The 24,331-nt window shown below is 73.0% G+C and carries 20 protein-coding genes and 3 pseudogenes; 11 read left to right on the forward strand and 12 right to left on the reverse strand.

What is annotated here, in order from left to right:
- Positions 1–7: 7 nt before the first annotated feature.
- The gene (locus tag ACIA8O_RS36530) at positions 8–3,361 is read left to right on the forward strand and encodes a carbohydrate-binding protein (RefSeq protein ID WP_396298368.1); all 3,354 of its coding nucleotides are present in this window, start codon (positions 8–10) and stop codon (positions 3,359–3,361) included.
- A 183-nt stretch (positions 3,362–3,544) separates the two neighbouring features.
- Here ACIA8O_RS36530 and ACIA8O_RS36535 read toward each other — a convergent pair whose 3' ends face one another.
- On the reverse strand, positions 3,545–4,372 hold the full coding sequence (locus ACIA8O_RS36535; protein ID WP_396298369.1) for a MerR family transcriptional regulator: 828 nt from the start codon (positions 4,370–4,372) through the stop codon (positions 3,545–3,547).
- Positions 4,373–4,578: 206 nt separating this feature from the next.
- On the opposite strand from ACIA8O_RS36535, the pseudogene ACIA8O_RS36540 reads away from it, so the two are divergent.
- The 4 genes and pseudogenes from ACIA8O_RS36540 to ACIA8O_RS36555 form a co-directional block, all read left to right on the forward strand.
- A pseudogene (locus ACIA8O_RS36540) lies at positions 4,579–5,076 on the forward strand (transposase); the annotation flags it as partial.
- Positions 5,077–5,130: 54 nt separating this feature from the next.
- Positions 5,131–5,243 (forward strand): annotated as a pseudogene (locus ACIA8O_RS36545) (IS5/IS1182 family transposase); the annotation flags it as partial.
- 140 nt (positions 5,244–5,383) lie between these two features.
- Positions 5,384–5,830, forward strand: a complete 447-nt coding sequence (locus ACIA8O_RS36550; RefSeq protein WP_396298370.1) for a hypothetical protein — start codon at positions 5,384–5,386, stop codon at positions 5,828–5,830.
- Between the two features lie 197 nt (positions 5,831–6,027).
- Positions 6,028–6,213, forward strand: a complete 186-nt coding sequence (locus tag ACIA8O_RS36555; RefSeq protein ID WP_396298371.1) for a hypothetical protein — start codon at positions 6,028–6,030, stop codon at positions 6,211–6,213.
- Positions 6,214–6,299: 86 nt separating this feature from the next.
- On the opposite strand, the gene ACIA8O_RS36560 is transcribed toward ACIA8O_RS36555, so the two are convergent.
- The 5 genes from ACIA8O_RS36560 to ACIA8O_RS36580 all read right to left on the reverse strand — a co-directional run bounded on the left by ACIA8O_RS36560 (position 6,300) and on the right by ACIA8O_RS36580 (position 12,793).
- Positions 6,300–6,539 carry a hypothetical protein gene (locus ACIA8O_RS36560; RefSeq protein ID WP_396298372.1) on the reverse strand — a complete coding sequence of 80 codons (240 nt, stop codon included), beginning with the start codon at positions 6,537–6,539 and terminating at the stop codon, positions 6,300–6,302.
- 73 nt (positions 6,540–6,612) lie between these two features.
- Complete coding sequence (locus ACIA8O_RS36565; RefSeq protein WP_396298373.1) at positions 6,613–7,809, reverse strand: cytochrome P450; 1,197 nt, start codon at positions 7,807–7,809, stop codon at positions 6,613–6,615.
- A 25-nt stretch (positions 7,810–7,834) separates the two neighbouring features.
- Entirely contained in the window at positions 7,835–9,085 is a 1,251-nt protein-coding gene (locus tag ACIA8O_RS36570) for a cytochrome P450 (protein ID WP_396298374.1), read from the reverse strand.
- Complete coding sequence (locus ACIA8O_RS36575) at positions 9,082–12,291, reverse strand: amino acid adenylation domain-containing protein (protein ID WP_396298375.1); 3,210 nt, start codon at positions 12,289–12,291, stop codon at positions 9,082–9,084. The genes ACIA8O_RS36570 and ACIA8O_RS36575 overlap by 4 nt, the downstream gene beginning before the upstream one ends.
- A complete protein-coding gene (locus tag ACIA8O_RS36580) occupies positions 12,284–12,793 on the reverse strand; it encodes a pyridoxamine 5'-phosphate oxidase family protein (protein ID WP_396298376.1) in 510 nt (169 codons plus the stop codon). The genes ACIA8O_RS36575 and ACIA8O_RS36580 overlap by 8 nt, the downstream gene beginning before the upstream one ends.
- Positions 12,794–13,308: 515 nt before the next feature.
- On the opposite strand from ACIA8O_RS36580, the gene ACIA8O_RS36585 reads away from it, so the two are divergent.
- Positions 13,309–14,049: an alpha/beta fold hydrolase gene (locus tag ACIA8O_RS36585; RefSeq protein ID WP_396298377.1), complete on the forward strand. Its 741-nt coding sequence runs from the start codon at positions 13,309–13,311 to the stop codon at positions 14,047–14,049.
- Between the two features lie 39 nt (positions 14,050–14,088).
- Positions 14,089–14,870: pseudogene (locus tag ACIA8O_RS36590) on the forward strand (aminoglycoside adenylyltransferase family protein).
- 49 nt (positions 14,871–14,919) lie between these two features.
- Here the strand turns inward: ACIA8O_RS36590 and ACIA8O_RS36595 are convergent.
- Positions 14,920–15,426: a transmembrane transport protein gene (locus ACIA8O_RS36595; protein WP_396298378.1), complete on the reverse strand. Its 507-nt coding sequence runs from the start codon at positions 15,424–15,426 to the stop codon at positions 14,920–14,922.
- Positions 15,423–15,968, reverse strand: coding sequence for an RNA polymerase sigma factor (locus ACIA8O_RS36600; protein WP_396298379.1), 546 nt, complete (start codon positions 15,966–15,968; stop codon positions 15,423–15,425). Before ACIA8O_RS36600 ends, ACIA8O_RS36595 begins: the two co-directional genes overlap by 4 nt.
- A gap of 219 nt (positions 15,969–16,187) precedes the next feature.
- On the opposite strand from ACIA8O_RS36600, the gene ACIA8O_RS36605 reads away from it, so the two are divergent.
- On the forward strand, positions 16,188–16,445 hold the full coding sequence (locus tag ACIA8O_RS36605) for a transposase family protein (protein WP_396298380.1): 258 nt from the start codon (positions 16,188–16,190) through the stop codon (positions 16,443–16,445).
- 6 nt (positions 16,446–16,451) lie between these two features.
- Here the strand turns inward: ACIA8O_RS36605 and ACIA8O_RS36610 are convergent, their stop codons facing one another.
- The 3 genes from ACIA8O_RS36610 to ACIA8O_RS36620 all read right to left on the reverse strand — a co-directional run bounded on the left by ACIA8O_RS36610 (position 16,452) and on the right by ACIA8O_RS36620 (position 21,735).
- Positions 16,452–17,042: a hypothetical protein gene (locus tag ACIA8O_RS36610; RefSeq protein ID WP_396298381.1), complete on the reverse strand. Its 591-nt coding sequence runs from the start codon at positions 17,040–17,042 to the stop codon at positions 16,452–16,454.
- A 354-nt stretch (positions 17,043–17,396) separates the two neighbouring features.
- Positions 17,397–19,553 carry an FxSxx-COOH system tetratricopeptide repeat protein gene (fxsT, locus tag ACIA8O_RS36615; protein WP_396298382.1) on the reverse strand — a complete coding sequence of 719 codons (2,157 nt, stop codon included), beginning with the start codon at positions 19,551–19,553 and terminating at the stop codon, positions 17,397–17,399.
- Positions 19,554–20,343: 790 nt separating this feature from the next.
- A complete protein-coding gene (locus tag ACIA8O_RS36620; protein WP_396298383.1) occupies positions 20,344–21,735 on the reverse strand; it encodes a uracil-xanthine permease family protein in 1,392 nt (463 codons plus the stop codon).
- 323 nt (positions 21,736–22,058) lie between these two features.
- On the opposite strand from ACIA8O_RS36620, the gene ACIA8O_RS36625 reads away from it, so the two are divergent.
- The 3 genes from ACIA8O_RS36625 to ACIA8O_RS36635 all read left to right on the forward strand — a co-directional run bounded on the left by ACIA8O_RS36625 (position 22,059) and on the right by ACIA8O_RS36635 (position 23,333).
- Positions 22,059–22,454: a hypothetical protein gene (locus ACIA8O_RS36625; RefSeq protein WP_396298384.1), complete on the forward strand. Its 396-nt coding sequence runs from the start codon at positions 22,059–22,061 to the stop codon at positions 22,452–22,454.
- Between the two features lie 100 nt (positions 22,455–22,554).
- Positions 22,555–22,800: a hypothetical protein gene (locus ACIA8O_RS36630; RefSeq protein ID WP_396298385.1), complete on the forward strand. Its 246-nt coding sequence runs from the start codon at positions 22,555–22,557 to the stop codon at positions 22,798–22,800.
- Between the two features lie 182 nt (positions 22,801–22,982).
- Entirely contained in the window at positions 22,983–23,333 is a 351-nt protein-coding gene (locus tag ACIA8O_RS36635; protein ID WP_396298386.1) for a hypothetical protein, read from the forward strand.
- Between the two features lie 79 nt (positions 23,334–23,412).
- On the opposite strand, the gene ACIA8O_RS36640 is transcribed toward ACIA8O_RS36635, so the two are convergent.
- Positions 23,413–24,297, reverse strand: coding sequence for an oxygenase MpaB family protein (locus ACIA8O_RS36640; protein ID WP_396298387.1), 885 nt, complete (start codon positions 24,295–24,297; stop codon positions 23,413–23,415).
- Positions 24,298–24,331: the final 34 nt, after the last annotated feature.

Genomic DNA, 24,331 nt, shown 5'->3' on the forward strand with positions numbered 1-24,331 from the left:
GAGTCGGTTGTCCACCGACCGATCCACCGTCAGGCGCGCGCTGCCCCTGACCCTGATCCTCGCCCTGCTGCTCGCGGCCCTGGCCGCGATCACCCCGACCAAGGCCTGGGCCGCCGGGACCTTCTACGTCGCCACCGACGGCAACGACGCCGGCCCGGGCACCCTGGCCGCACCGTTCGCCTCGCCCGCCAGGGCCCGGGACGCCGCCCGCGCGGCCGGTGGCGGCACCGTCTACCTGCGCGGCGGCACCTACCCCCTGGCCGGCCCGCTGACCTTCGACAACCGCGACTCGGGCACCGCCTACCGCGCCTACCAGGGCGAGAAGGTGCTGCTCAGCGGCGGCAAGTCGATCACGGGCGCCTGGAGCAACCAGGGCACGCTGGGCAACGGCGTGCACTGGTCGGTGCCGGTGCCGAACGCCGCCGCCTGGGACTTCCGCGAGCTCTGGCTGAACAACCAGCGGATGACCAGGGCCCGTTGGCCCAACGAGCCGCGCGCGGTCGGTGACCTCGGCCAGGCCGCCACCAACCCGTACCTGACCATGACCGGCACCAACACCGACAAGAGCCGGATCACCGTCGCGGAGAACATCCCGGTGGCCAACCTGGCAGGCACCGGAGCGGAGTTCGTGGTCCACGCGGTGTGGAGCGAGTTCCGCAACAAGGTGGTCTCCTCCGACGCCCACAACCTCAACTTCGCGCCCAAGCCCGGCGGGATGGCGGTCGGCCTGGACAGCATGTACCTGCGCGTCCAGGACGAGGGAGTGGAGTTCAACGGCAAGAGGTTCTGGCCGTACAACTCCTTCCTGGAGAACGCCTACGCGTTCCTCGACGCCAAGCAGGAGTGGTACCTCGACACCGCCGCCAACCGCCTGCACCTGGTGCTGCCGAGCGGCGTGGACCCGAACGCGGCCAACGCCGTCGCCCCGGTGGCCGAGAAGCTGATCGTGGTGCAGGGGTCCTCCCCCGCCAACCCGGTCACCGGCCTCACCTTCAGCGGCCTCGACTTCGGCTTCTCCGAGTGGAAGCTGCCGGCCGGCGGCTACAACGAGCAGCAGGCCACCCACTACGTCGAGGACGGCACCCTCGGCAACGACGACTGGGCCTCCTACGAGATGGGCCACGCCCTCCAGTTCACCAACACCTCCGGCCTCTCCCTCACCGACCTCAAGGTGGCCCACACCGGGGGCGGCGGCATCGCCTTCGGGGCGGGCACCCGGAACACCACGCTCAACGGGAGCGAGCTCTTCGACATCGGCGGCACCGCCGTCAGCGTCGGCTGGTGGGGCGACACCGCCAAGCACTCCCCCGGCGCGCCCTGGGCCAACGCCTCCGACCTGCCGACCACGACCACCGTCTCGCACAACTACATCCACGACGTGGGCGCGATGTACGTCGGCGGCGTGGGCATCTGGGTCGGCATCACCGACTCCACCACCCTCGCCAACAACGAGATCGCCGGCGGCCCCTACAGCGGCATCAGCGCCGGCTGGAACTGGCGCTCCAACGACATCGGCGCCAAGAGGACCCGGATCGAGAACAACGACGTCCACCACGTCATGCGCACCCTCACCGACGGCGGCGGCCTCTACATGCTCGGCAGCCAGCCGGGCTCCCAGCTGACCGGCAACTACTTCCACGACATCAAGATGGACCACTACGCCAAGGGCTGGCTGGCCAACGGCGTCTACTTCGACGAGGGCTCCGGCGGCTGGAACGTGGCGAACAACGTCACCGCCGCCGTCCCGTTCATCCCGCTGCACTTCAACGCCGGTGCGGGCGTCAGCATGAGCGCCGCCACCTGGGGCACGAACTGGTACGACAACCGCTACGTCCCGAACTCCAACTACGGCGGCCCGTCCTACGTCCCCGGCCAGACCTACGCCGTCGGCAACCCGCCCGCCACGGTCAGCGGCCTGATCAACGCGGCCGGCCCGGCGGCGAGCTACGCCCACCTCTACCTGGAGGACGACCCGCTGGTCGACCCGGGCGCCTTCCAGCGCCCGCTGCCGGTGGTCACCGGCGCCGGGACCACCAACGACACCACCCCCACCTGGACCTGGCTGAGCGCCGCCGGGGCCACCAAGGACCGCTACGCACCGGGCAGTTCGCCGACCAGCTGGACCGAGACCACCCAGCACCAGTACACCCCGGCGAGCCCGCTGCCGGACGGCACCCACACCCTGAGCGTCCAGTCCTTCGTCAACGGCGCCTGGACGGCCGCGGCCACCGCGACCGCCACCGTCGACACCACCCCGTCGGCCGTGCCGACGGTCACCGGCAACACCCCGTCCTGGTACCAGCCCGCCCAGTGGACCTGGCCCGCCGTCAGCGGCGCCTCCTCCTACCTGGTCCGGCTCACCAAGGACGGCGCGGTGGTCACCGACTGGACCGCGACCACCGCCACCTCCTACGGCCGCACCGACCTCACCGGCCCGGCCTCCTACCAACTCGCCGTCAAGTCCGTCGACACCGCCGGGAACCAGTCCGCCCCCGGCACCGCCACCGTCTCCCTCCCCACCGCCCCGCCGCTGCCGGGCAGCGACAACCTGGCCCGCGGCAAGACGTACTCGGCCTCCTCCGCCTGGAGCGCGGACAACGCGGCGGCCAAGGCCTTCGACGGTGACACCACCACTCTCTGGGCCCCCAACACCACCAACGGCACCGCCTGGCTCCAAGTCGACCTCGGCACCCCCAAGACCTACGTCGGCGCGGTGCTCAAGGCGAGGACCACCTCGGGCCACGCCACCGGAATCGTGCTCCAGCGCTCCGACGACGGGGTCACCTTCACCGACATCCCCGGCACGACGGCCAACGGCATCGGCCCGGTCGGCTCCGCGCTCAACACCGTGCCGGTCCGCTTCACCCCCGTCACCTCCCGGTACGTCCGGCTGAACGTCACCGGGATGAGCGGGGTGGTCAACGTCAACGAGTTCGAGCTCTACGCCGACGAGTCCGCCCCGGCCCGGGACGCCCGCGCCACCACCGAGGCCGAGTCCTTCGACGCCAAGTCCGGTACCGTGCAGGCCGAACCGAGCAGTGAGGGCGGCCAGAACATCGGCTACATCGCCGACGGGAACTGGACCAGGTACACCGGTCTCGACTTCGGCACCGGCATCACCCGCATCGACCTGCGCGCCGCCACCACCGCCTCCTCCGGTCAGGTGGAGATCCGCACCGACAGCCCCACCGGCCCGCTCCTGGGCACCGCCACCGTCACCGACACCGGAGCCTGGCAGACCTACACCACCACCTCACAGACCGTCAGCCCCGTCACCGGCCGCCACGACCTCTACCTGGTCTTCCGCAAGACCGGCAGCACCAACGGCATCATGAACCTCAACTGGTTCCGCTTCGCCTGAGATCCGACAGACCGCCGACGTGTGGCCCGGAGCACGCTCCGGGCCACACCCGCGCCCCGACCCTTCCGGTGATGGAACGGGACACCCACGCCGACACCTGCCCGGTCCCGGGGTGAGCGGCACGTTCCCCGGTGTCTCCGGCACAGCGCCCGAAGCCGGGGACGAGGACGCGCAGACCATGTCTCAGGCCGCCCTCGGGCAGAACGGCACGGCGACGTCCACGACGTGTTCTCCGTCGGCAGCATCCGCCCAACGGGGGTAGTAGACCTCCCGGTTGGGGCCGCTACGGGCATGACCCCGCTCGATCAGCCAGGCACCGACCGCGTCGTGCGCGGCCGCCATCGCCTGGTATCCCCCGTGTCGCTTCGGCAGCGCGACGTACGCCTCCCGGGATGCCGACTCGATGCGGGACTCGACCGACCCGCCGGGGTCGACCGGGCCGTCGGTCGGGACGCAGACCTCGACCGTGCCCTCGCAGTCCTCGCTCACCAGGGAGTGGTAGACCGCGAAGACCGGCCCGGACAGGTGCGACCGTGTCCTCAGCAGGTGACCGAAGAGCGTCTCGCTCGCCTCCGCGAGGAAGTCGGCGAGGAGGTGGGCGCTCACGCTCCGCCGGATGCAGAGCACGTGTCTCCGGGGCAGGTCGCGTTCGGCGACGGTGAACATGGTGGGCGTCCTTCCGGACAGAACTTCTCGGGCGTACGACAGTGCGGTGAGCCGAGCCGCGTGGGTGGCTTCCTGCTCCCGCCGGTAGACGTCGAGGAGATGGCCGAGGTCCTCGCCGTCCGCATCGAGCACCTCGGCGATCCGGGCGAGCGGCAGGCCCGCCGCGCGGAGCAGCGCGATGTGGCCGGCCCGCCGGGTCTCCGCCGGGCCGTAGCGGCGCGCACCCGAGCGCTCGTCCACCTGGGCGGGCGGCAGCAGGTCCCGGGCCCCGTAGAGCCGCAACGCCTTCAGGCCGAGTCCGGTTCTCGCCGCGAGCTCGCCGATGGTGATCAGGTTCTCGTTCACCGGACCACAGTGGCGGCTGCCCCTGGGGCAGGTGCAAGCCCCGGTCTCGAAGGACGGGCCGCCGGAGCCCGCGAGGGCGGTGACGGCGTGCTCGGGGTTCGGCTCAGCGGAGGGCACGGCGTGCCAGCTGGGCTCCGGCGCGGCGGAGCCAGTGGGCGGCCCGCTGCTGGGCGTCCTCCTGGTCCCGGGCGAGCGAGAGCACGGAAGAGCCCACCGGCGAGCGCCGCGCACCCAGCTACAAGCCCACACTGGTCGATCCCTACCGCGACCACCTGCGCAGGCGCCGCGCCGAGGGCGACAAACCGGTCACCACCCCGCAGCGTTTCGCCCGCCTCCTGCTCACCCGCCCCGAGAACCTGCGGGACAAGGACGCCGCACTCCTGCGGGAACTCACCGAAGCCTGCCCCGAGATGAGCGAACTCGCACGTCTTACCGGCAAGTTCGCTCAGCTACTGACGCCGGCGGAGGGCAACGACGCCAAGCTCACCGACTGGATCACCATGGTCCGTACTGTCGGCCTGCCCCACCTGCACTCCTTCGCGAACGGCCTCGAAATCGACCGTGCCGCCGTCGACGCCGCCCTCACCCTCCCCTTCCACAACGGCCGCGCCGAAGGCGTCAACACCCGCACCAAGCGAATCATGAGGAAGATGCACGGCCGCGCGGGCTCCGCTCTCCTCCGCCACCGCATCCTCCTCGCATGACGCCCCGTCACCACCGATTACGGGACAGAGCCAACTTTCGGACAGTCCCGGCCGTGGAAGACCGTTCATGAGCGACATCGCCGCTGGTCGACGGATGGGACGTGGGAGTGTTGCTCCAGCGGGTGCAGACCGAAGCGGACGCTGACGGTCCTCCCCGCGCGAGCTGGGGTCGGTGCCAACGGTCTCCGATACAGAGATCAGCGACAGGACCGGGCCGTTTCGAGGGTTCGGGCAGTACGGAAGAGGCCACGAGCCGCGGTGCGAAACCGACTTGCACAAGGCCTGCCCGATGGGGTGGCATGCCCGCATGAGCAGAATGGCGCAGGTCCTGGTCCTGGCACAGTACGAGGACGAGGTGATGGAGCCGCTGACGCGTCCCGACGAAGCGCGCACCTGGAGTGGCAGTTTCACGCGGATACCCGACTGGTTCGTCGGAGGGTGGCATCTCGAGTTCCACAGGTGGTACCAGCGTCACGGGGTGCTCGCGGACCTGGAAGCGCTGCCGTGGAACCGGCCGCAGTGCGTCCAGGTCATGCTCCACGACGAGGAGGACGACTGCTTCGGACTGTGGATGTTCCACGACGGGGTGCTGGTCGAGGTGCCGATAGCGGGCACCCAGCGGTTCCACATGCCGCCCGCTTGGTACGACGACGGTCCACGGCCTGGGCACCTGTGGCGGACGGACACACCGAACGCCACGGCACTGCCGCCGCACTCCCCCGAGCACGAGCAGGACCCGCGACTGTCGTGGTAACGGTTTGCCTGCCCGTACACCCAGGCTCAGCCCGCCGCTCCCAAGCGTCGATCTGCGGTCGGCGGGCTGCTGCCGAGGGCGTACGCGGTTCGGGCACTGGCAGGAGCCGCAGCTCGAAGCCGGCTGCGTGGCATGACCTGCTCCGGCCCAGGTGGGACGGGGCAGACCGCGTGGAGCCGGTTGTGAGGGTGGGTCAGATGCTCCAGACCTGGTCGCTCCAGGCGGCGTTGCAGCTGCACCGGAGTACGGCGGCGTTGTCTTCGGGGGTGGTCCAGGAGACGCAGGCGAAGGACTGCGACCTGACCGAGACCACCGTGCGGGCCTGGGCGAACCAGACCCGGGCCGACGCCGGCGAGCGCGAGGAGCTGGCCCTGTTGCGCTGACCGGTTGAGTCCGCCCAGCACGGGGACGCACCCGCATCCGCAGTGAGAAGGGCATCCGCTGGGGTGGAAGGCCGGCCGCTGCCTGATCAATCGCCGACGCTGAGCGTCGCGCACTCCTCGACGCCGAGACCGGCCAACACGCTCCGGAGCCGCTCCAAGGCCGCGTCCCGCTCCAGACTCGGCTCGATCTCCAAGTCGAGATGGCAACGCCCCGTTCCGCTGCCGGCTCCCGTGATCTCGCCATCGGAGTCGAACGCGGCCTCCAGCGCCTCCTCGACCTCCTCCCGGTCGATCGGCAGACCTACGAAGACGATCTCGATGAACACCACAGCCCTCCGCTCCAACCCGGCGAACCATACCGGTCAGAGCACTGGAGTTGGCCCGGCCCGGGCGGCGTGCTCACCAGGTGACGGGGAGGGCGGCGGGCATGATCGCCATGCGGTTGGGCTGCCAGGGGACTTCCGCCGCCGGGACGGCGAGGCGGACGCCGGGGAGGGTCTCCAGGAGGACGCGGAAGGCGGTCTCGGTGTGGCGGCGGACGAGGTGGGCGCCGGGGCAGTGGTGGCGGCCGTAGCCGAAGCGCAGGTGGGGGTTGGGCGAGCGGGCGGGGTCGAAGGTGTCGGAGGCGTCGAAGGCGGCCGGGTCGAAGTTGGCCGCGTCCAGCGAGAGCAGGAGGAGCTCTCCGGTCCGCAGCGGGGCACCCGCCAGCTCGGTGTCTTCGGTGACGAAGCGGGGGATGGCATTGCCCAGCACGACGCTGCAGCGCAGGAGTTCCTCCACGCAGCGCGTCATGCGCTCCGGGTGCTCGGCCAACTCGGCCATCAGCGCCGGCTGTTGGAGGAGGTTCAGGGCTGCGACGCCGAGGAAGGAGGCGAAGTCCTCGTAGCCGGTGACGAAGAGCAGCGCGCAGATGTTGGAGAACTGACGCTCGTCGAGCGCGGCCGGGCCGGTGTTGAGCGCGGCCAGCCGGTCCAGCAGTCCGCGTGGGGCGGCCGGATCGCGGGAGAGGGCGTGGTCGTGCATGTAGCGCCGCAGTTCCTCCCAGTTGTCGGCGAGCTGCTGCGCGGTGGGCGTCTTCATGGTGAGGTCGAGGTCGGCCCGGGCGGCGAGCCACTCCCGGTCCTCGAAGGGCAGGCCGAGCAGACGGCACATGCAGCGGGCCGCCACCCAATCGGCGAAGTGCCGTTGCAGGTCGCCGGGGGTGCCCTCGCGCACCATCGCGTCCAGGCCCTCGCGGGTCGCCGAGGCGACCCAGTCGGCCGGGAGGTCGGGCTGCTCGCGGCTGAGGGCGCGCAGCACCTCGTCCCGGAGCCCGGCCCGCCTCAGGTGCTCCATGGCGTCGAGGAGTTCGGGGGCCAGGATCGGGGTGTCCTGGGTCGGACCGCCCGGGTCGGCCAGCACGGATCGGGCGAACTTCCGTTCGCGCAGCACGTGTTGGGCTTCCCGGTAGCCGGTGACCAGCCAGGCCTCGCCGCCGGAGTTGGTGGTGACGCGGGCCACCGGGCAGTGGTCCTGGAGGCTGCGGAGCTCGGGGGCGAGGGCGTCGCCGCGGTCGCTGAAGGGGTAGTGCGGGAGGGTGACGGTCGTGTCGGTCATGGGTGGGTGGTCCTCTCGGGGGTGGTCACCAGCGGACGGGCAGCCGGGCCGGGGCGCGCAGCGGGGTGGTCTCGTCCCAGTCCAGGGACTCGGCCGGGGCGGCCAGTTCGAGGCCGGGCAGCCGCTCGGTCAGCACCTGGACGGCGATGGTCAGTTGGAGCCTGGTGAGCTGGGCCCCGGTGCAGTAGTGCGGTCCGTGGCCGAAGGCGAGGTGCGGGTTCGGGGTGCGGGTGAGGTCGAGGCGGTCGGGGCCGTCGAAGACGGCGGCGTCCCGGTTGGCGGAGGCGATCACCGGCAGGACGGCGTCCCCGGCCCGGATCGGCTGCCCCTGCAGGCTGTGGTCCTCCAGGGCGACCAGCACGTTGATGGCGTTCATCAGCGGGACGTACCTGAGGAGTTCCTCCACGGCGGTGCCGGTGCCGCTCAGGTCCTCGCGCAGGCGGCGGAGCTGCTCGGGGTGGGTCAGCAGCAGGAGCAGCGCGTTGGCGGTGTGCTGGATGTTGGTCTTGTAGCCGGCCATCAGCATGGTGACCACGAAGCTGAGCACGTCGTCCCGGGTCACCCCGCCGCCGGGGCGGCGGCTCTCCGCGAGCAGCAGGCTGACGTGGTCCTCGCCGGGGTCGCGTTCGCGCCGCCGCACCAGGTCCTCCGCGTAGTCGAGCAGGGCGTAGAGCGCGGCGAGGATCTCGTCCGTGCCGAGTCCGGCGGCGCTCAGCAGGGTGAGGGTGTGCGGCAGGTAGCGCTCGCGCTCCTCGTACGGCAGGCCGGTGGTGTCGCAGAGCACCCTCAGCGGGAAGGGCTCGGCGAATTCGGCGACCAGGTCGGCTTCCCGGCGTCCGCCCGCGGTCATCGCGTCGACCAGTGCTCCGGCGGTGGCCCGGATGCGCGGGGCGTCCCGGGCCAGCCGGGCGCGGGTGAACAGCGGCTGCACCGTGCGCCGGACCCGCTCGTGGTGCTCGCCGGTCATCTCCAGGAAGGTGGGCGGGCAGGGCGGCGGCGCTCCCGGGCCGTCGCGGGGCGGCCAGGCGGAGAGCAGCGGCCGGGTGAGCCGGGGGTCGGCGAAGGCGGCCCGGGCGTCCTGGTGACGGGTGACCAGCCAGCCGGTCTCGCCGTTCGGCAGCCGGCCGAGCACCACGGGCCGTTCCGCCCGCAGCCGGGCGTAGGCGCAGGGCGGGTCGGCGGGCGGCACGGGGATCGGGAACGCGGCGTCGGCCGTCACCGGGTCCGGCGGAACGGCCGGTGACGGTACGTCGGCCGTGGCCAGTGTCTCGTTCACGGGGCCTCCGTCCTGGGTGCGGCGGCCACCGGCCGGCGGGCGGGGCGCTGGATGTAGCCGGAGCTGAAGAAGTACTCCAGGTACCGGTCGAGCAGTTCGGTGTCCACCGGCGGGCAGCTGAACCCCGAACCGGCCAGCGCGGCCTCGGTGTTGCGGCGGCCGAGCCGGGGGAAGGTGCCGGCCAGGTACATCTCCTTCACCGAGATGTCGGTGTGGCGCCCCCGGTCCACGCAGAGCGAGACGAACGGCGCGGTGGGGCTGGTGGGGTGCCGGGCCACGTGCCGGACCAGCTCGCCGACCCAGCGGTCGTACGGGAGCACCGTCAGCTCGCACCCGGCGGCGCGCATCCGCTCCAGCACGTCGGCGAGCATCGCGGGGCGCGGGTTGGTGAGGTGGTAGACCCGTCCGTCGGCCGGGCGGGTGGTGGCGATGTGCACCACCGCCTCGGCCAGGTGGTCCACCGGCACGAAGTCCATCGGCAGTGCGATGTCGGGCGCGAGGCCGGTCTCGGCGATGGTCTTGAAGAGCGAGCAGATCGCGGTGTCGGTGTTGCAGACCCCCCGCCGCCGGTCGCCGGTCACCTCGTAGGGGCGGTGCACGGCGGTCGGCAGGCCGAGTTCGGCCGCCCGCCGGAGCAGGCCCTCGGCCACCCACTTGCTCTCCGCGTAGCCCATGGTCAGGCGGTCGGCGTGGTCCAGCGGGAGGTCTTCGCCGACCTCGGCCACCCCGGCGGTGCCGAAGCCGGCCACCACCGCGACGGTGGACATCAGGTGCACCGGCACCCTCCGGCGTGCGGCGAGCCGGATCACTTCGCGCGTGCCGTCCACGTTGGTGGCGCGCAGGGAGCGGTACGGATACAGGAAGTTGACCTGTGCGGCGTTGTGCAGCACCAGGTCGAGCCGGGCGGCCAGCTCGGCGGCGTGGGCCTCGGGCAGACCGAGGCCCGGGAGGGCGAGGTCGGCGGGGAAGCAGACCAGCCGGTCGCGGTCGGCGGGGCCGGGCTCCAGGCCGAAGCCGGCCATCGCGGCCAGCACCCGGCGTTCGGCGTGGGCGGGATCGACGGCCCGGACGGGGCAGTGGATCCGGGCGGAGGTGGCGCGGAGCAGCCGCTCCAGCAGGAAGGCGCCGACGAAGCCGGTGGCGCCGGTGAGCAGGACGTCCGACGGGTCGTCAGGGCGGGGGGCCGGCCCCTCGGCGGGCGGCAGCTCGAAGCCGAGGGCGGTCTCGGCGGCGAAGTCGGTCTCCGGCGGCGGCCCGGACGCCGCGTCCGGTTCCCGGCCCTCATCGCGCTCCCGGTCCTCGTCGCGGTCCCGGTCCCGGTCCCGGTGCCGGTGCAGCGGTCCGGCCGGGACCGGCGAGCCGCACAGGCCGAGTACGGCGGCGGTGAAGCCCGCCAGGGTGCGGCGCTCCAGCAGCAGCCGGACCAGGGTGCTGCCGAGCCCGGCCTCCAGGCCCAGTGCCACGAGGGTGCGGGTCACCACCTCGGCGGCCAGCAGCGAATCGCCACCGATCAGGAAGAAGTCGTCCCCGGCCTGCGGACGGACCTTCAGCACCACCTGCCAGACCTCGGCGACGGAGTCCGCGAGGTTCCCGGCCCGGGCCGGCCGGGGCACCTGGCTCCCGCGCGCGGGTGCGGCGGCGCTCTCCGCGAGCAGCCGTCTGCGGTCCACCTTGCCGGCGCCGGTGACGGGGAAGTGCTCACGGGCGATCAGCACCGGAACGGCCTGCGCGGGCAGCCACTGGGCGCAGTACCGGCGCAGCGCGGCGAGCGGGAGCCGGCGGCCGGCCGCCGCCGGGGTGAGGTAGGCGGTGAGGTGCTGCCCCACCAGCTCGGCCACGGCCTCGCCGACCTCGGGGTGGCAGCGCAGGCGGGCCTCCACTTCGTCGAGTTCGATCCGGTGGCCGCGCAGCTTCACCTGCCGGTCGAGGCGCCCGCGGTACTCCAGCAGTCCGTCCGCACGCAGCAGGACGCGGTCGCCGGTCCGGTAGAGCCGCCCGCCCGGCTCCACCGCCGGGAGGTCGGCGAACCGTTCGGCGGTCAGCCGGGGGTCACCGAGGTACCCCAGGGCCAACCCGTCACCGCCGACGTACAGTTCGCCCTCCTCGCCGGGGGCGACGGGGGTCCGGTCCGGGCCCAGGACGTGGCAGCTGGTGGCGCCGAACGGCCGGCCGATCGGAACGGCGCCGCCGTCGCCGACGCCATCGCCCGCGGCCTGACCGGACAGCACGTGGGCGGTGGAGACGACGGTGTTCTCGGTCGGGCCGTAGAAGTTGACCACGGTCGTCCCGGGGCAGGCCGCCACCACGGCGGCGGCCAGCGCGGCGTCCATGGCCTCGCCGCCCGCCGAGACGAACCGGAGCCCGCCCAGGGCGGCCGGGTCGGTCCGGGCCATCAGGTGGAACACGCTGGTGGTGAGGTAGGCCACCGTCACCCGCTCGGCCCGGAGCCGGGCCGCGAACGCCTGCGGGGCGAGCAGTTCCTCACGGTCCATCAGCACCAGGCAGGCTCCGCCGAGCAGTGCGCCCCAGATCTCGATGGTGGAGGCGTCGGAGGAGAGGCCGTAGGCGTGCAGCACCCGGTCCTGCGGTCCGGGCGGGGTCAGCTCCCGGTCGGAGCGCACCAGCCGGAGCACGCCCCGGTGCGGGATCGCCACCGGTTTGGGACGTCCCGTCGAGCCGGAGGTGAACATCACGTACGCGCACTCGGTGGTGGCGGCCGGGGCGCCGCGCTCGCCGCCGGGGACCGGGACGAGGCTCGGTTCCGGGCAGATACGTTCCAGCTCACCGGCCTCGACGACGGTCCGCAGGCCCCGCACCCGGCGCGTGCTGCCGGGCAGCAGCACGGCCGTGTGCACCCCGGCGTCCTCGGCCATCGCCCGCAGCCGGGCGGGGGGCTGCTCCTCGTCGAGCGGCACGTAGGCGCAGCCCGCCTTGAGGATGCCGAGGAAGGCCGCCACCGCCTCGGGTGAGCGCCCGCCGCAGACCCCCACGGCCGTGCCCGGCCGCACTCCGGCGGCGGTCAGCCGGGACGCCAACCGATCGGCGTGGGCGTTGAGTTGGGCGTAGCTGACGGTGCGGTCCCGGTACCGGACCGCGGCCGCGTCCGGACGGGCCGCCACCTGCTGCTCGAATTCCGTGTGCAGGCGGGAGTTACGCGGGTAGGCGGCCGCGTACCCGTCCGCGGCGGTTCGCCGTACGTCAGGCATGCGCACCCGCCCCGGCCGGCTCGGCGACGGCGGCCGCGCCGTCGGCCCCGCCCGGCTCCGTGCCGCCGAACTCGGCGGCGAAGGCGGTGAAGTCGGCGGTGCGCCACCGCTCCGGGGTCATCCGGAGCAGGACGTCCGCCGTGAGCTGCTCGGCGGTCGCCGCCAGGTACGCGCGGGCCTCCGCCGGGGGCAGGTAGCGGTGGGCGAGCGCCTCGCGCTCGGCCGGCTCCAGCGGATCGTCGATCGCGCTGACCGGGCCCTCCACACTGACGTAGCGGTAGGGCGGGTTCTCGTCCTGCACACAGAGGCTGAACCGCCCGGCGGCCCGGACCATGGCCGCCTTGACGGTCTCCCGCCCGGTCTGCACCACGACCTGGCCGCCGGGCTCGTACCGGTACCAGACCGGGACGAGCAGCGGCGCGCTGTCCCCCCGGTGGTCGGTCACACCCAGCACGCCGACGTGGAGTCCGGCCAGGAAGCGTTCGCGTTCGCCGACGGACATGGCTGGCAGCATCAACGGCACCCTCTCGACGGGGATTTCGGGCACGCGAGGACCGGCAGCCGCACGCTGCCCGGCACCTCCGTTCGGATGCACCCATCGTCCCCGTCGGAATCCACTCCCTGGACGAACGACCCGCCAGCCGGGCGCCTTCCGAGGGAAGTCATACGAACCGATGGTCCGTTGATGCCGCCTCACCCCCCCGGCGGCGCCGGGGCGGGCGCTCGCCGGCGGACCGTCAGACCAGCGGGTCCGGGCGGAACTTCTGCTGCCGCCGAAGAACGCCATCGGGTACCGGATGCAGGTGGCGTAGCTGCCCCGGCCGAAACGCCCCCGCACCTCCTCGGTGGTCTCCGGTATCCGCTTCCCCGACTCCACCCGGTGGACGGAGGCCGGCGCGCTGTTCTTGGTCACGCCGACCGTACGGGCGGTCCGTTCGGGGCCGGGCGGATTCGCGCGAAACCCCGGGACGGCCCTGCGGGTAGAGTCGCGACGAGACGACCATGATCGGGGGATCCATGACGGCAGTGGGGGTACCGCCCATCGTCCTGGTGCACGGGACGCGGTTCAGCGCGGGGCAGTGGAGCCCCCAACTCGCGGCGCTGCGAGCGGACTTCCCGGTCACCGCGGTCGACCTGCCCGGCCACGGCGCCCGCTCCGCCGAGCCGTGGAGCCTGGCCGCGGCGACGGAGGTCATCGCCTCCGCCGTGGACTCGCTCGACCGCGGCCCGGCGCTGGTCGTCGGGCACTCGCTCGGCGGGTACGCCGCGCTGGAGTTCGCCCGGCGCCGCCCGGAACTGCTGCGCGGGCTGGTCCTGGCCGGGGCCAGCGCCTCGACCCGCGGCGCGTGGGCGGTGCCGTACCGGTGGGCCGCCGGGCTCGTCCCCCGTCTGCCGCACGACCGCCTGACGCGGTGGAACGACCGGCTGCTGCGGCGGCTCTATCCCTCCGAGGTGGTGGAGGCGACCATCCGATCCGGCTACGCCTTCCACACCGTCCCGGCCGCTTGGGGCGAGGTGCTGGGCCGCTTCGACGCCGGTGCGATGCGCCGGGTGGCGGCTCCGGTGCTCATCCTGAACGGCGAGAGGGACACCGTCTTCCGCTCCGGCGAAAGGGACTTCGCCCGTGCCCACCCGCAGGCCCGCATCGAACTGATCCCCCGGGCCCGGCACCTCGCGAACTTCGACGATCCAGCAGCTTTCACCGACGCGGTCCGCCGCTTCGCCCGGCAACTCGCCGTCCCGGACCTCGCCCCGTGACCTCGCTCCGTGACCTCGGGCGTGGGCGACACCGGCACGGTGGACCAGATCGAGCGGATCGTGGCATCGGTCGGCGGCGCGCTGGGCGAGGACGTCGTCGGCGCCTACCTGCACGGGTCGTCGGTGCTCGGCGGCCTCCGGCCGGCCGGCGACGTGGACGTGCCGGTGGTGTCCCGGCGGCAGATGGACGAGCGGCAGCGACGGGCACTCCTCGGCGGGCTGCTGGGCATCTCCGGCTCCCGGCACCACGCCCGCCCGGTCGAACTCACCGTCGTCGTCCAGGCCGAGGTCCGGCCCTGGCGGTACCCGCCGACCGCCGACTTCCAGTACGGCGAGTGGCTGCGCGCCGAGTACGAGGCGGGCGAGGTCCCCGGCCGGAGCCGATGCCCGATCCGGCCCTGCTGCTCACCATGGCCCTGGCAGGCGACCACCCCCTCACCGGCCCTCCCCCGGCGGCGGTCCTCGACCCCGTCCCGCACGCCGACCTGGTCCGGGCCGGTGTCGGGGGTCTCCCCGGCCTGCTCGACGACCTGGACGGCGACACCCGCAACGTCCTGCTGACCCTCGCCCGCATCTGGACCACACTCGCCACCGGCCGGATCGAGCCCAAGGACGCCGCCGCCGACTGGGCCCTCGCCCACCTGCCGCCCGAGCACCGACCCGTCCTCCGGCATGCCAAGCACCTCTACCTCAACTGCCACTACTCCGAGGAGAGTTGGAGCGAAGCTTTGCAGGCGCAGGTACGGCCGCACGCGGACCACGTGCTCGCCGAGATCTCCCGCTGGACCACCCGGGGCGAGCGGGCCACCGAGAACACGTGACCCTCGAACGCCCTTTCCCGGCCCGGGGACCGGGCCGCCCGGCCCCAGCTCACGAGATCTCCTCGCGCAACGCGTCGCGCAGCCGCAGCAGCTCCCGGCGGCGCGCCCGCGCCCGCGCCAGCAGCAGTCCCGCCACCGCGGCGAGAGCCGCGCCGGCCAGGGCGACCGCCAGCGCCCCGGCCGCCGTGCCGCGTACCGCGGCCACGGCCGTCCCGGCGGCACCGGTCACCGTGGCCGCCACCAAGGCGAGTCGGGCGCCCAGCACCTGGTCCCGGGCGTACAACGGCCGCCGCCTGGACAGCACCCAGCCGGCCAGGACGGCCCAGGCCAGCCCGATGGCGATCAGCCCCGCGAAGGCGGCCTGGGTGCGCACCGGCAGCGGATGCGGCTCGGTCGCCCACAGCACGGCGATCAGCGCCGCTCCGCACCCTCCCGCCAGCCCGGTGACCACCTGGCGCATCCGGGAGCGCAGCGAGACCTCCGCCGCCAGCGCGCGCTCCAGCCCCTCGGGAACCGCCCTGCCTGCCCCGCCTGCCCCGTGGTCGTGCTCGCTCATGCTTCGTATCCCCTCTCGATCAGGACGGCGCGCAGCATGCGGCGCGCGCGGTGCAGCCTGCTCTTGACCGTCCCGGGCGGTACGCCCAGCACCTGGGCGCAGGAGGCGAGGTGCAGGTCCTGCAAGTGGAACAGGATCAGCACTTCGCGCTCCAGCGGCGGCAGCCCGGAGAGGCCCGCTTCGATCTCCATCGTGGTCAGGACGGCGGCGAGCACGTCCTCGTCGTCGGCGAGGTCCTCCCCCTCCACCGCCGAGGTGTCGACCGAGCCGTACGCCTGCCGCAGGTGGTCGGCCACCGTGCGCCGGGCGATGGTGAACAGCCACGGCACGAACCGCTCCGGCTGCCGCAGCCGCGGCAGCCCCCGCACCACGGCGATCCACGCCTCCTGGACGAGGTCGTCCGCCAGGTGCCCGGATCCCACCATCCCCCGTACGTACCGCCAGAGCGGAGTGTGCCACCGCTGCACCAGCTCGCGGAACGCCTCCCGCTCCCCGAGCCGACAGCGCACCACCAGCAGCCCACTGTGCTTGTCCTCGTCCACCGCACCTCCCGGTCCGCCCACCCTCACCATGAGAGTCGGCGTCCGGGCCGGAAAGGTTCACGGACCGAGGACGCGCCCTGCTCCACCGCCGTCCGCTCGTCGGTCCGCCGTGCCCTCAAGCGTGCCGGGTCGCCGGCGAGTCCTTCGAGGAGCAGGGGCAGGGCCGCGTGGACGGTGTCGATCCGTGCGTCGACGGTGCGGGTGGGCACCGGAGTGAGGGTGGCGTTCTCCAAGTGCCTTGCGGAGTCTTCTCGCAGGCGGCGAAGGTGGTGGAGCCGTTCGACCAGGCGAAAGCCCGGTAAGGAGCTCACCGCCAGCCAGAGATCACTCAACCGTGCCCACGCCCGGCTCCGGTACCCCGTCGAACGAGGCATGGCGACGCTCAAGCGATGGCGGATCCTTCGCCACGCACGCTGCAGCCCGAACTGGCTCACGTCAGCAGCCGAAGCCGTCCTCACCCTGGAGCCGCACCGCTGAAAGAGCTCAGTAGCCCCGGGAGACCGTGGTGCGGGGCCGGCCGTTGGTGGCCAGCTCGACCAGGTGCACCGCACCGTCGCCGGTGGTCAGCCGGATCCGGCCCGGGCCGTCCCAGGCCGCCTCGACCATCTCGTTGCCCACCGCGTCGCCGTTGAAGTAACCCACGTGCCAGCGGCGGGCGGTGAGCCCGCTGCCCTGCTCGACCGAGACCCACCAGAGCGGGTCGATCATCGCGTGTCCGGTCTCCACCACGAGCGTCCGGTCGCCCTGGCCGGGGGCAGCCCGGCGCAGGCTCTCGGTCCGGCCGCCGTCCATGATCCCGATCATTGCGACCGGGACGCAGAGCAGGGCCACCACGAAGGTGCCCAGCCCCACGATGATCCGCCCGCGCAGGCTCCGCACGCCGGTCAGCAGGGCCGCCACCGTCAGGGCCGCCACCAAGACGAAGGCGAGGAACGGCCGGTCCAGCGACCGCACCACGACCAACCCGCCGTCCCGCGCGGCCAGATGGGCGGCCACCGCCCCCAGCGCCAGGCCACCGGCCAGGACCGCCGGCCCCCACACCGCTGCCTGGCGCACCGTCATGTTGCGCAGCACTCGCCGATCCCCCCGTCGCACGTCCGTTCGTTTGGGGTGAGAGTACGTCAGCCTGCGGGGACAGCGGCGGCCTGTTCAGGCGCGTTGACCTCGATGCGGTTGCCGGCAGGTCGTCGACCCGGTGCCTGCAACCGCCGGTCGGCCTTGGCAGATGCTTCAGTTCGTGCCCGGGGCCGGCGAGGCGGTAGGAGTCGGTGCCGGTAGGCCAGCTGATGCGGCCGCGGCATCAGCTCAGGTGCGGCCATGGCCGGCCAACGACCGGATCGCCCGTGCGGACACGGCGGCGTCGGCCGCTCAGTCAGGCGAATGGGCTTGTCGGGATACCGGTCTGGCTCTGGATGCCGAGCTCTGTGACTACCCGTCGGCCACCTCTCCCGCCTGGGTCTGCCAGTAGATGAGGCTGTGCCGGGTATTGAGGGTGTCGGGGTGGTCGGGCCCGAGTACCCGCAGGCTGTCGGCGAGCAGCTGCTCGAACGCGGCCGCGGCGCCCTGCAGGTCCCCCGTGGTCCCTTGCCAAGTGGCGAGATTGTGCCGGGTATTGAGGGTGTCGGGGTGGTCGGGCCCGAGTACCCGCAGGCTGTCGGCGAGCAGTTCCTCGAACGCGGCCGCGGCGCCCTGCAGGTCCCCTGTGTTCCCTCGCCAAACGGCAAGGTTGTGCCGGGTGTTGAGGGTGTCGGGGTGGTCTGGGCCCAGTACCCGCAGCTGGTCGGCGAGCACTCCTTCGAGCGCGGCCGCATCCCCCGCCGCATCCTCCGCCTCCACCCGCCAGCGGGCGAGGTTGTGCCGGGTGTTGAGGGTCTGGGGGTGGTCTGGGCCCAGTACCCGCAGTTGGTCGGCGAGCAGTTCCTTGAACGCGGCCGCGGCGCCCACCGCATCCCCTGCTTGGCCCCGCCAGCGGGCGCGGTTGTGCCGGGTGATGAGGGTCTGGGGGTGGTCGGGGCCCAGTACCCGCAGTTGGTCGGCGAGCACTCTTTCGAGCGCGGCCGCGGCGCCCGCCACATCCCCCGCCTCCCCCCGCAAGTAGGTGCCGTTGTGCCGGGCAGCGAGGGTGTGGGGGTGGTCGGGGCCCAGGTGGTGGTGGGTGCTGTTGGCCAGGTGGTGGAAGTAGTCGCGGGCGGCAGCGACCTGGCCGCTCTCGCCGAGGCTGCTTCCGGCCCGGAACAGTACTTCGTGGGCGCCGGGCCGGTGAAGGGCGTCCAAGGCGTGACCGGTGAGGGCGTCGGTGCTGGCACGCAGGGCCTGGGCGAGAGCGGTGTCTGTCTCGATGTCGGGCCAGGCTGCGAGCAGGGCGTCGGCGGCGCGGTGGGCGGTGTGGTCGTGTTCTGCCGGGGTGAGGGTGTCGCGGACGGCGCGTTGGACGAGCTGGTGGACGCGCACCGCCTGGTGGGGTGTGTCGGGGTCGTGGGTGATGAGGCCGAGCCGGTGCAGGACCCGCAGGGCCGCGGCGGCCTCGGCCGGCATGACGGCGGTGACGGTGTGCCACCGGCCCGGCCACCACCACCGGCGGCGCACCCCGGCCAGGACGCCACGCGAGAGCGCGAAGTGGACGAGGGCGGGAGCGGTGGTGAGGACGCTCTCGGGGATGCCGTTGGGGTCGAGGAACGAAGCCAGGCGCAGCATCGGGGCGGCCAGGCCCGCCGGGGCCAGGGTGTTGGCGCGTTCGATGGACAGGGTCCAGGTGGCGGCGAGGGGGCGGGGCTGGTCGTCGGGCAGCGCATCCATGACGTCGGCGAGGGTGCGGGTGCGGTCGGCGAGCAGGGCCCGGTAGGCGGTGGTGGTGATGCCGGCGTCGATGAGGTAGGCGGCGGCCTGGGACAGGGCGAGCGGCAGGTGCCCGAGGTCCGCGGCGAGTGCGCGCAGCTCGTGGTCGGGTTCGTGGCGGCCGTGGTCGGCGAGGATGTCGGTGAGGTAGGCGAGGGCTTCGTCTGGGGTGAACAGGCCGACCTCGACCATCCGGCGCCCGCCACCGGCCAGGACGGCGTCGCGGCGGCGGGTCGTCACCAGGGTCCGGCCGTGCGGGCTCTGCGGCGGCCACCAACCCCGCAGGTCCTGCGGGTCAGCGACGTCGTCCAGGACGATGAGCCAGCGGCAGGGGCGCTCGTTCGGTTTGGGTTCCAGCCACGCCAAGAACGCCTGCACCGCCACTTCCGGTTCGGCGCCAAGGAGTTCGGAGCCGGCCTGCGCCAACCCGTCCGCGATCGCGGCGCGGCTGGCGGCGGTGATCCACACCAACACGTCCAGCCGACCACTGGTCCAGGCAGTGCGGGCGTAGTCGGCGGCCAGCTGGGTCTTGCCGACCCCGCCCAACCCCGTCAGCACCCCACCCACGCGTACCTGACCGGTGGAACCGACCACCGCCGTCCCGCCGCTCTCCAGCACCGCGGCCAACCGCGCGGCTTCCGCCCGGTCCTGGAACGAGCCAGCCCGTGGCGGGATCCGGCCGACCTGGTGCGGCCACGATGCCGGCTGGCGCGGCGCCGCGTGGACGACCTGGCCGGTGCTGATCGTCACGGGTCCGTGGATGCTGCCCGCCGCCACCGACCCGTCGCCGCTCGCGACCGCCGAGAGGTCACCGGTGTGCGGACCCGCCCCCGTACAGGAGGAAGCCTCGTCGCCCTCAGCGCCACGGTCCACGGACGACCCCTCCCCACCAGCCGACGACACCGTCCCGGACGCTACCCACCAACCCGCTCCAGAAGCCGGACAAACGACCAACCCGTTACACCCGCCCGACGCCACCCCACATGCCTCACGTACCTGAACGAGGCTGGCATCAACCACTCGTGAGCGTCCCCTGCCTGACTGACTGCCCGCACCCGGATCGCTCCGTCGTGCCCGGCCGGACGCTTCGACGCGCACCGGCGCCACCACCATGGCCAAGGAGTTCGCCACCAGGCCACCGTCAACGATCGCTTCTCCCAGCCGCGCCATGCCGATCCGTACCTCTGGGCAAGCACCATCCCCGCACCCGAAGCGGGCAACGCCCAAGAGAGGCAACTGCACACACGGCTGATCGCCTCCTGCGTCCACTGGCGCGTACGCAACCGCATCACCACCGCCGACCCCCTCGGACCCGCACCGGCCGACCCCTCGCCAAAGCCGAATGGGGCGCCTTGCACGCCTACGCGGCCGACCACGGCATCCCCCCGAGCACGCCGGACCCGCACCGACGCCCACGCCCACGCCCGTGACGGATGCCGAGGCCATCCCGATGAACCCGGCCGGCCGGAACGGCCTGTCCCCACCCACGACCAAGCGGCGGCCACCCCCTCCCCGGGGTGACCGCCGCCGTGACAACCGGTCAGCTGCGCTTGCTGTCGCTGTCGTCGTAGTCGGTGGTGCCCGCGTCCAGCAGCGGCGTCTCACGCGGCTGCTTCATGTGCGCCGGCGCCATCGCCCGCAACACGTGATACCCCGTCAGCACGATGATGGTGCCCAGCGCGATCCCCGACAGCTCGAAGGTGTCGGTGAACTTCAACGTCACGTTGCCGATCCCGACGATCACCCCGGCCGCCACCGGCACCAGGTGCAGCGGATTGGTCAGGTCCACCCTGTTGTGGATCCAGATCTGCGCACCCAGCAGACCGATCATCCCGTACAGCACCACCGTGATCCCGCCCAGCACCCCACCCGGAATCGCCGCGATCACCGCACCGAACTTCGGACACAGGCCGAACAGGATCGCAAAACCCGCCGCACACCAGTACGCCGCCGTCGAATACACCCGCGACGCCGCCATCACCCCGATGTTCTCCGCATACGTCGTCGTCGCCGGACCACCCACCGCCGTCGACAACACCGTCGCCGCACCGTCCGCCATGATCGCGGTGCCCATCCGGTCGTCCAGCTGATCCCCCGTCATCTCCCCGACCGCCTTCACATGCCCGGCGTTCTCCGCGATGAGCGCCACCACCACCGGCAGCGCCACCAGCACCGCCGACGCCGAGAAGCTCGGCGTGTGCAGCGTCGGCAGCCCGACCCAGTCCGCCTTCCCCACCCCCGACAGGTCCAGCCGCCAGTGGTCCACCACCTGGCCCGCCCCGTTCGCCGAGTTGATCTGCCCGAAGACCCGGTCGAACACCCACGACACCGCGTACCCGAAGACCAGCCCCAGGAAGATCGCGATCCGCGACCAGAACCCCCGCAGCACCACCAGCGCCAACCCCGTGAACAGCATCACCAGCAACGCCGTCCACTGGTCCTGCGGCCAGTACGTCCCCGCCGCCACCGGCGCCAGGTTGAACCCGATCAGCATCACCACCGCACCCGTCACCACCGGCGGCAGCACCGCATGGATCACCTTCGCCCCCAGCGCCTGCACCACCGCCCCGCAGGCCGCCAGCACTGCACCCACCACCAACAACGCACCCGTCAACGTCGCCGCATCACCCCCCTGCGACTTGATGACCGCCGCCACCCCCACGAACGACAGACTCGACCCCAGGTACGACGGAATTCGACCCCCCGTCACCAACAGGAAGAAAATCGTCGCGACACCCGACACCATCACCGCAAGGTTCGGATCCAACCCCATAAGAATTGGGGCCACGAAAGTGGCCCCAAACATGGCTACTACGTGCTGGGCCCCGAGGCCGATCGTCCGCCCCCAGGACAGCCGCTCGTCCGGCCGCACCACCGCCCCGGGCCGAGGACTCCGCCCGTCCCCGTGCACCTTCCAGCCGAACCCCGCCATGCTCCCGCGCCTCCTCGTACACCCGCCCGCTGACCAGCGGACACATCAGAGGGTCAGCTGATCATGACCACGCCCCCACCGCCAACCCCTCCGACGCGCACGAGTGACCGCCCCCTGCCCCGGCGTCAGGCGCTTCCCGCCCGACCGTGAGCGTCGACCCCCTCCGCAGTGACGCGTCGTCAGCTGCCGGTCGCCCCTATGCCGCGAGGACGCAACGCCGTTCACCGGATCGAGTGAGAAGTGCCGCCCGTCCGTCACTCAGCGTATCTGAATGGGCATCACATCGTTACCCAATGAAGGCAGGAGAGCGGGAGGTGCCGGGGATGACGCGCTTCGACGTCAACCGTCCGAACCTCCCCTGGTGCGTCGCGGCGCTCGTGGCCACCCTGGCCCTGCTCCACATGATCCTGAGCAGCGCGCAGCCGCACCTGCCGATGGGTCACCCCGACCACTGCCGGACGGTGGTGACGGCCGTCGCCGCGCCCACCGGGGAGGAGGACGGCGCCGCCGACGCCGCCCCGAGGGGGGACCGTCCGGTCCGCGGCCAGTGCGCGGTGGACACCCACAAGGGCGGTCGGCACTCCTCGCCCCAGGTCCGCGCGGTGGTGTCCACCGTGGCCGTGGGCGTCACCACCGGTGCCGAGCAGCCCCGGACCCGCTACCGTGCGCCGGGCGCACCACGCCCCGTTCCCGACTCCTCGACGATCCTGCGCTGCTGACGGAGCCCGCACGCCGCCTGCCCGAGCGACCGACCAACCGGCATGCGACGTGCGGCTGTACCCCGTCCCCGCACCTTCACGTCCGGAGGAGAGCTCCGTCATGCCCGACCACTACTTCGCCATGGGCGCGCTCGTACGCGCCGAGGCCACCCGCCACACCGACACCCACCCGCCGCAGGCCCAGGCGCAGACCTCCCGGCCGGCGCCGCAGGTGAGCAGTGCACCCGCGCCCGCCGCGTCCCACCCCGCACCGTCGCCCGCGAACTCACCCGCCGCCGCCCGCCCGAAGTCCCTCCGGTCGGCGCTGGCGGGCGCCCTCCGCACCCTGCGGACAGTCTTCGGGTAGGTCGTCCGACGGACCGGGCCTGTCGACTCGGCGTCGGCAGGCCCGGAGTTGACGGGCCGCCACCTTCCGGCCGCTGCGGCGGCGGCCTGACCGTGCGTCACGGCCGCGAAGGTAAAGAACCGTGCGGACACGCTGGGATACAGTCACTGGGCGAATCCTCGGCGTCACGGAAAGTCGCACTGATGAAGCACACTCCCACCCGAACCACCCCGGCCACCCGGGACCAGGCCGACCAGGTCCCGTTGATCGGTGAGGTCACCCAGCGGGCCACCGTCGTCAAATGCATGGGCCGCACCTACACGGCGGCGGCCGCCGGCACCGGCACCGTCCGCCTCGACGACGTCACCGACCCCACCCACCCCCTGCCGCTCGGCACCGCGCACCCCGCGTCCGGCGAGTGGGAGGTCCACGACCGGACCGGTGCGCACCTCACCAGCACCGGCGACCTCCTGTACGCCCTGGCCCTGCTGCGCCAGCACGAGTGGCCCGCCCCGGCCCCCGGCCGCCCGGGGACGTTCGGCGGCCTGCCCTAGCGGAGCCGCGCGCCGCGCCCGCCGCGGGCGGTGCCGGTCAAACTCTGGGCAAAGCCTTCGCCAACCACTTGTGTGATCATCACTGCGCAGTGGCGGGCGGCGGTGCCATCGCCCAGCGGACGAGCCCCGTGACGGCCCGCCCGGCCGGCCGCACCACGGCCGCCTCCAGCACCGGGAGCTCCGGCAGGCGCAGCTCCGCGCGGGCCCACCCGGGCAGCAGGGAGACCGCGGCGGCGGCGAGCATCCCGTAGGCCGGGCGGGCCGGGAGCGGCACGGGCGGGTGGAGGAGCAGGAACCGTGCCGCTTCGAACGCGTCCGCCCCCGCGGCGAGTTCGGGCCGGTAGGAGTCCAGGCACCGCGCCAGCTCCGCCCGGTCCCGGGGAGGGTCCGCCACCCCCAGGGCGCGGGCGATGCGGGCCGTACTCGCGACGTACGCGTCGTACCCGTCGGGTCGCAGGGGCTCCGCGCCGTACAGCTGATGGGCCCTCAGGAAGCTGTCGACCTCGGCGGCGTGCACCCAGCACAGCAGGTGGGGGTCGCCCGCCCAGTACAACGTCCCGGAGGCGGTGGTGCCGCGGATGCGCCGGTGGACGGCGCGGACCCGGTCGACCGCCTGCTGCGCGTCGGCGGCGGTGCCGAAGGTGGTGACCGCGAGGAAGGTGCTGGTGCGCTGCAGCCTGCCCCACGGGTCGCCGCGGAACCCGGAGTGGGCGGCGACGGCCGCCATCGCCGACGGGTGCAGCGACTGCAGCAGCAGCGCCCGCAGACCGCCCACGAACATCGAGGCGTCACCGTGCACGGTGCGGATCGGGTCCTGCGGGCCGAACCACCGTTCCCCCGGCGTCCGGTGGATGCGCGCCCGGGTGGCCGCGCCGTCGGGGCCCGCCACCCGGGCGAAGATCTCGGCGCCGAGCCGCGCACGCAGCCCCGACGGCCGTACGGTCGCCTCCGGCCCGGCCTCCATGCACCCACGGTACGCCGGGCCCGCTCCTGCCCGG

This window comes from Kitasatospora sp. NPDC051853, assembly GCF_044452665.1.
GTDB lineage: Bacteria > Actinomycetota > Actinomycetes > Streptomycetales > Streptomycetaceae > Kitasatospora.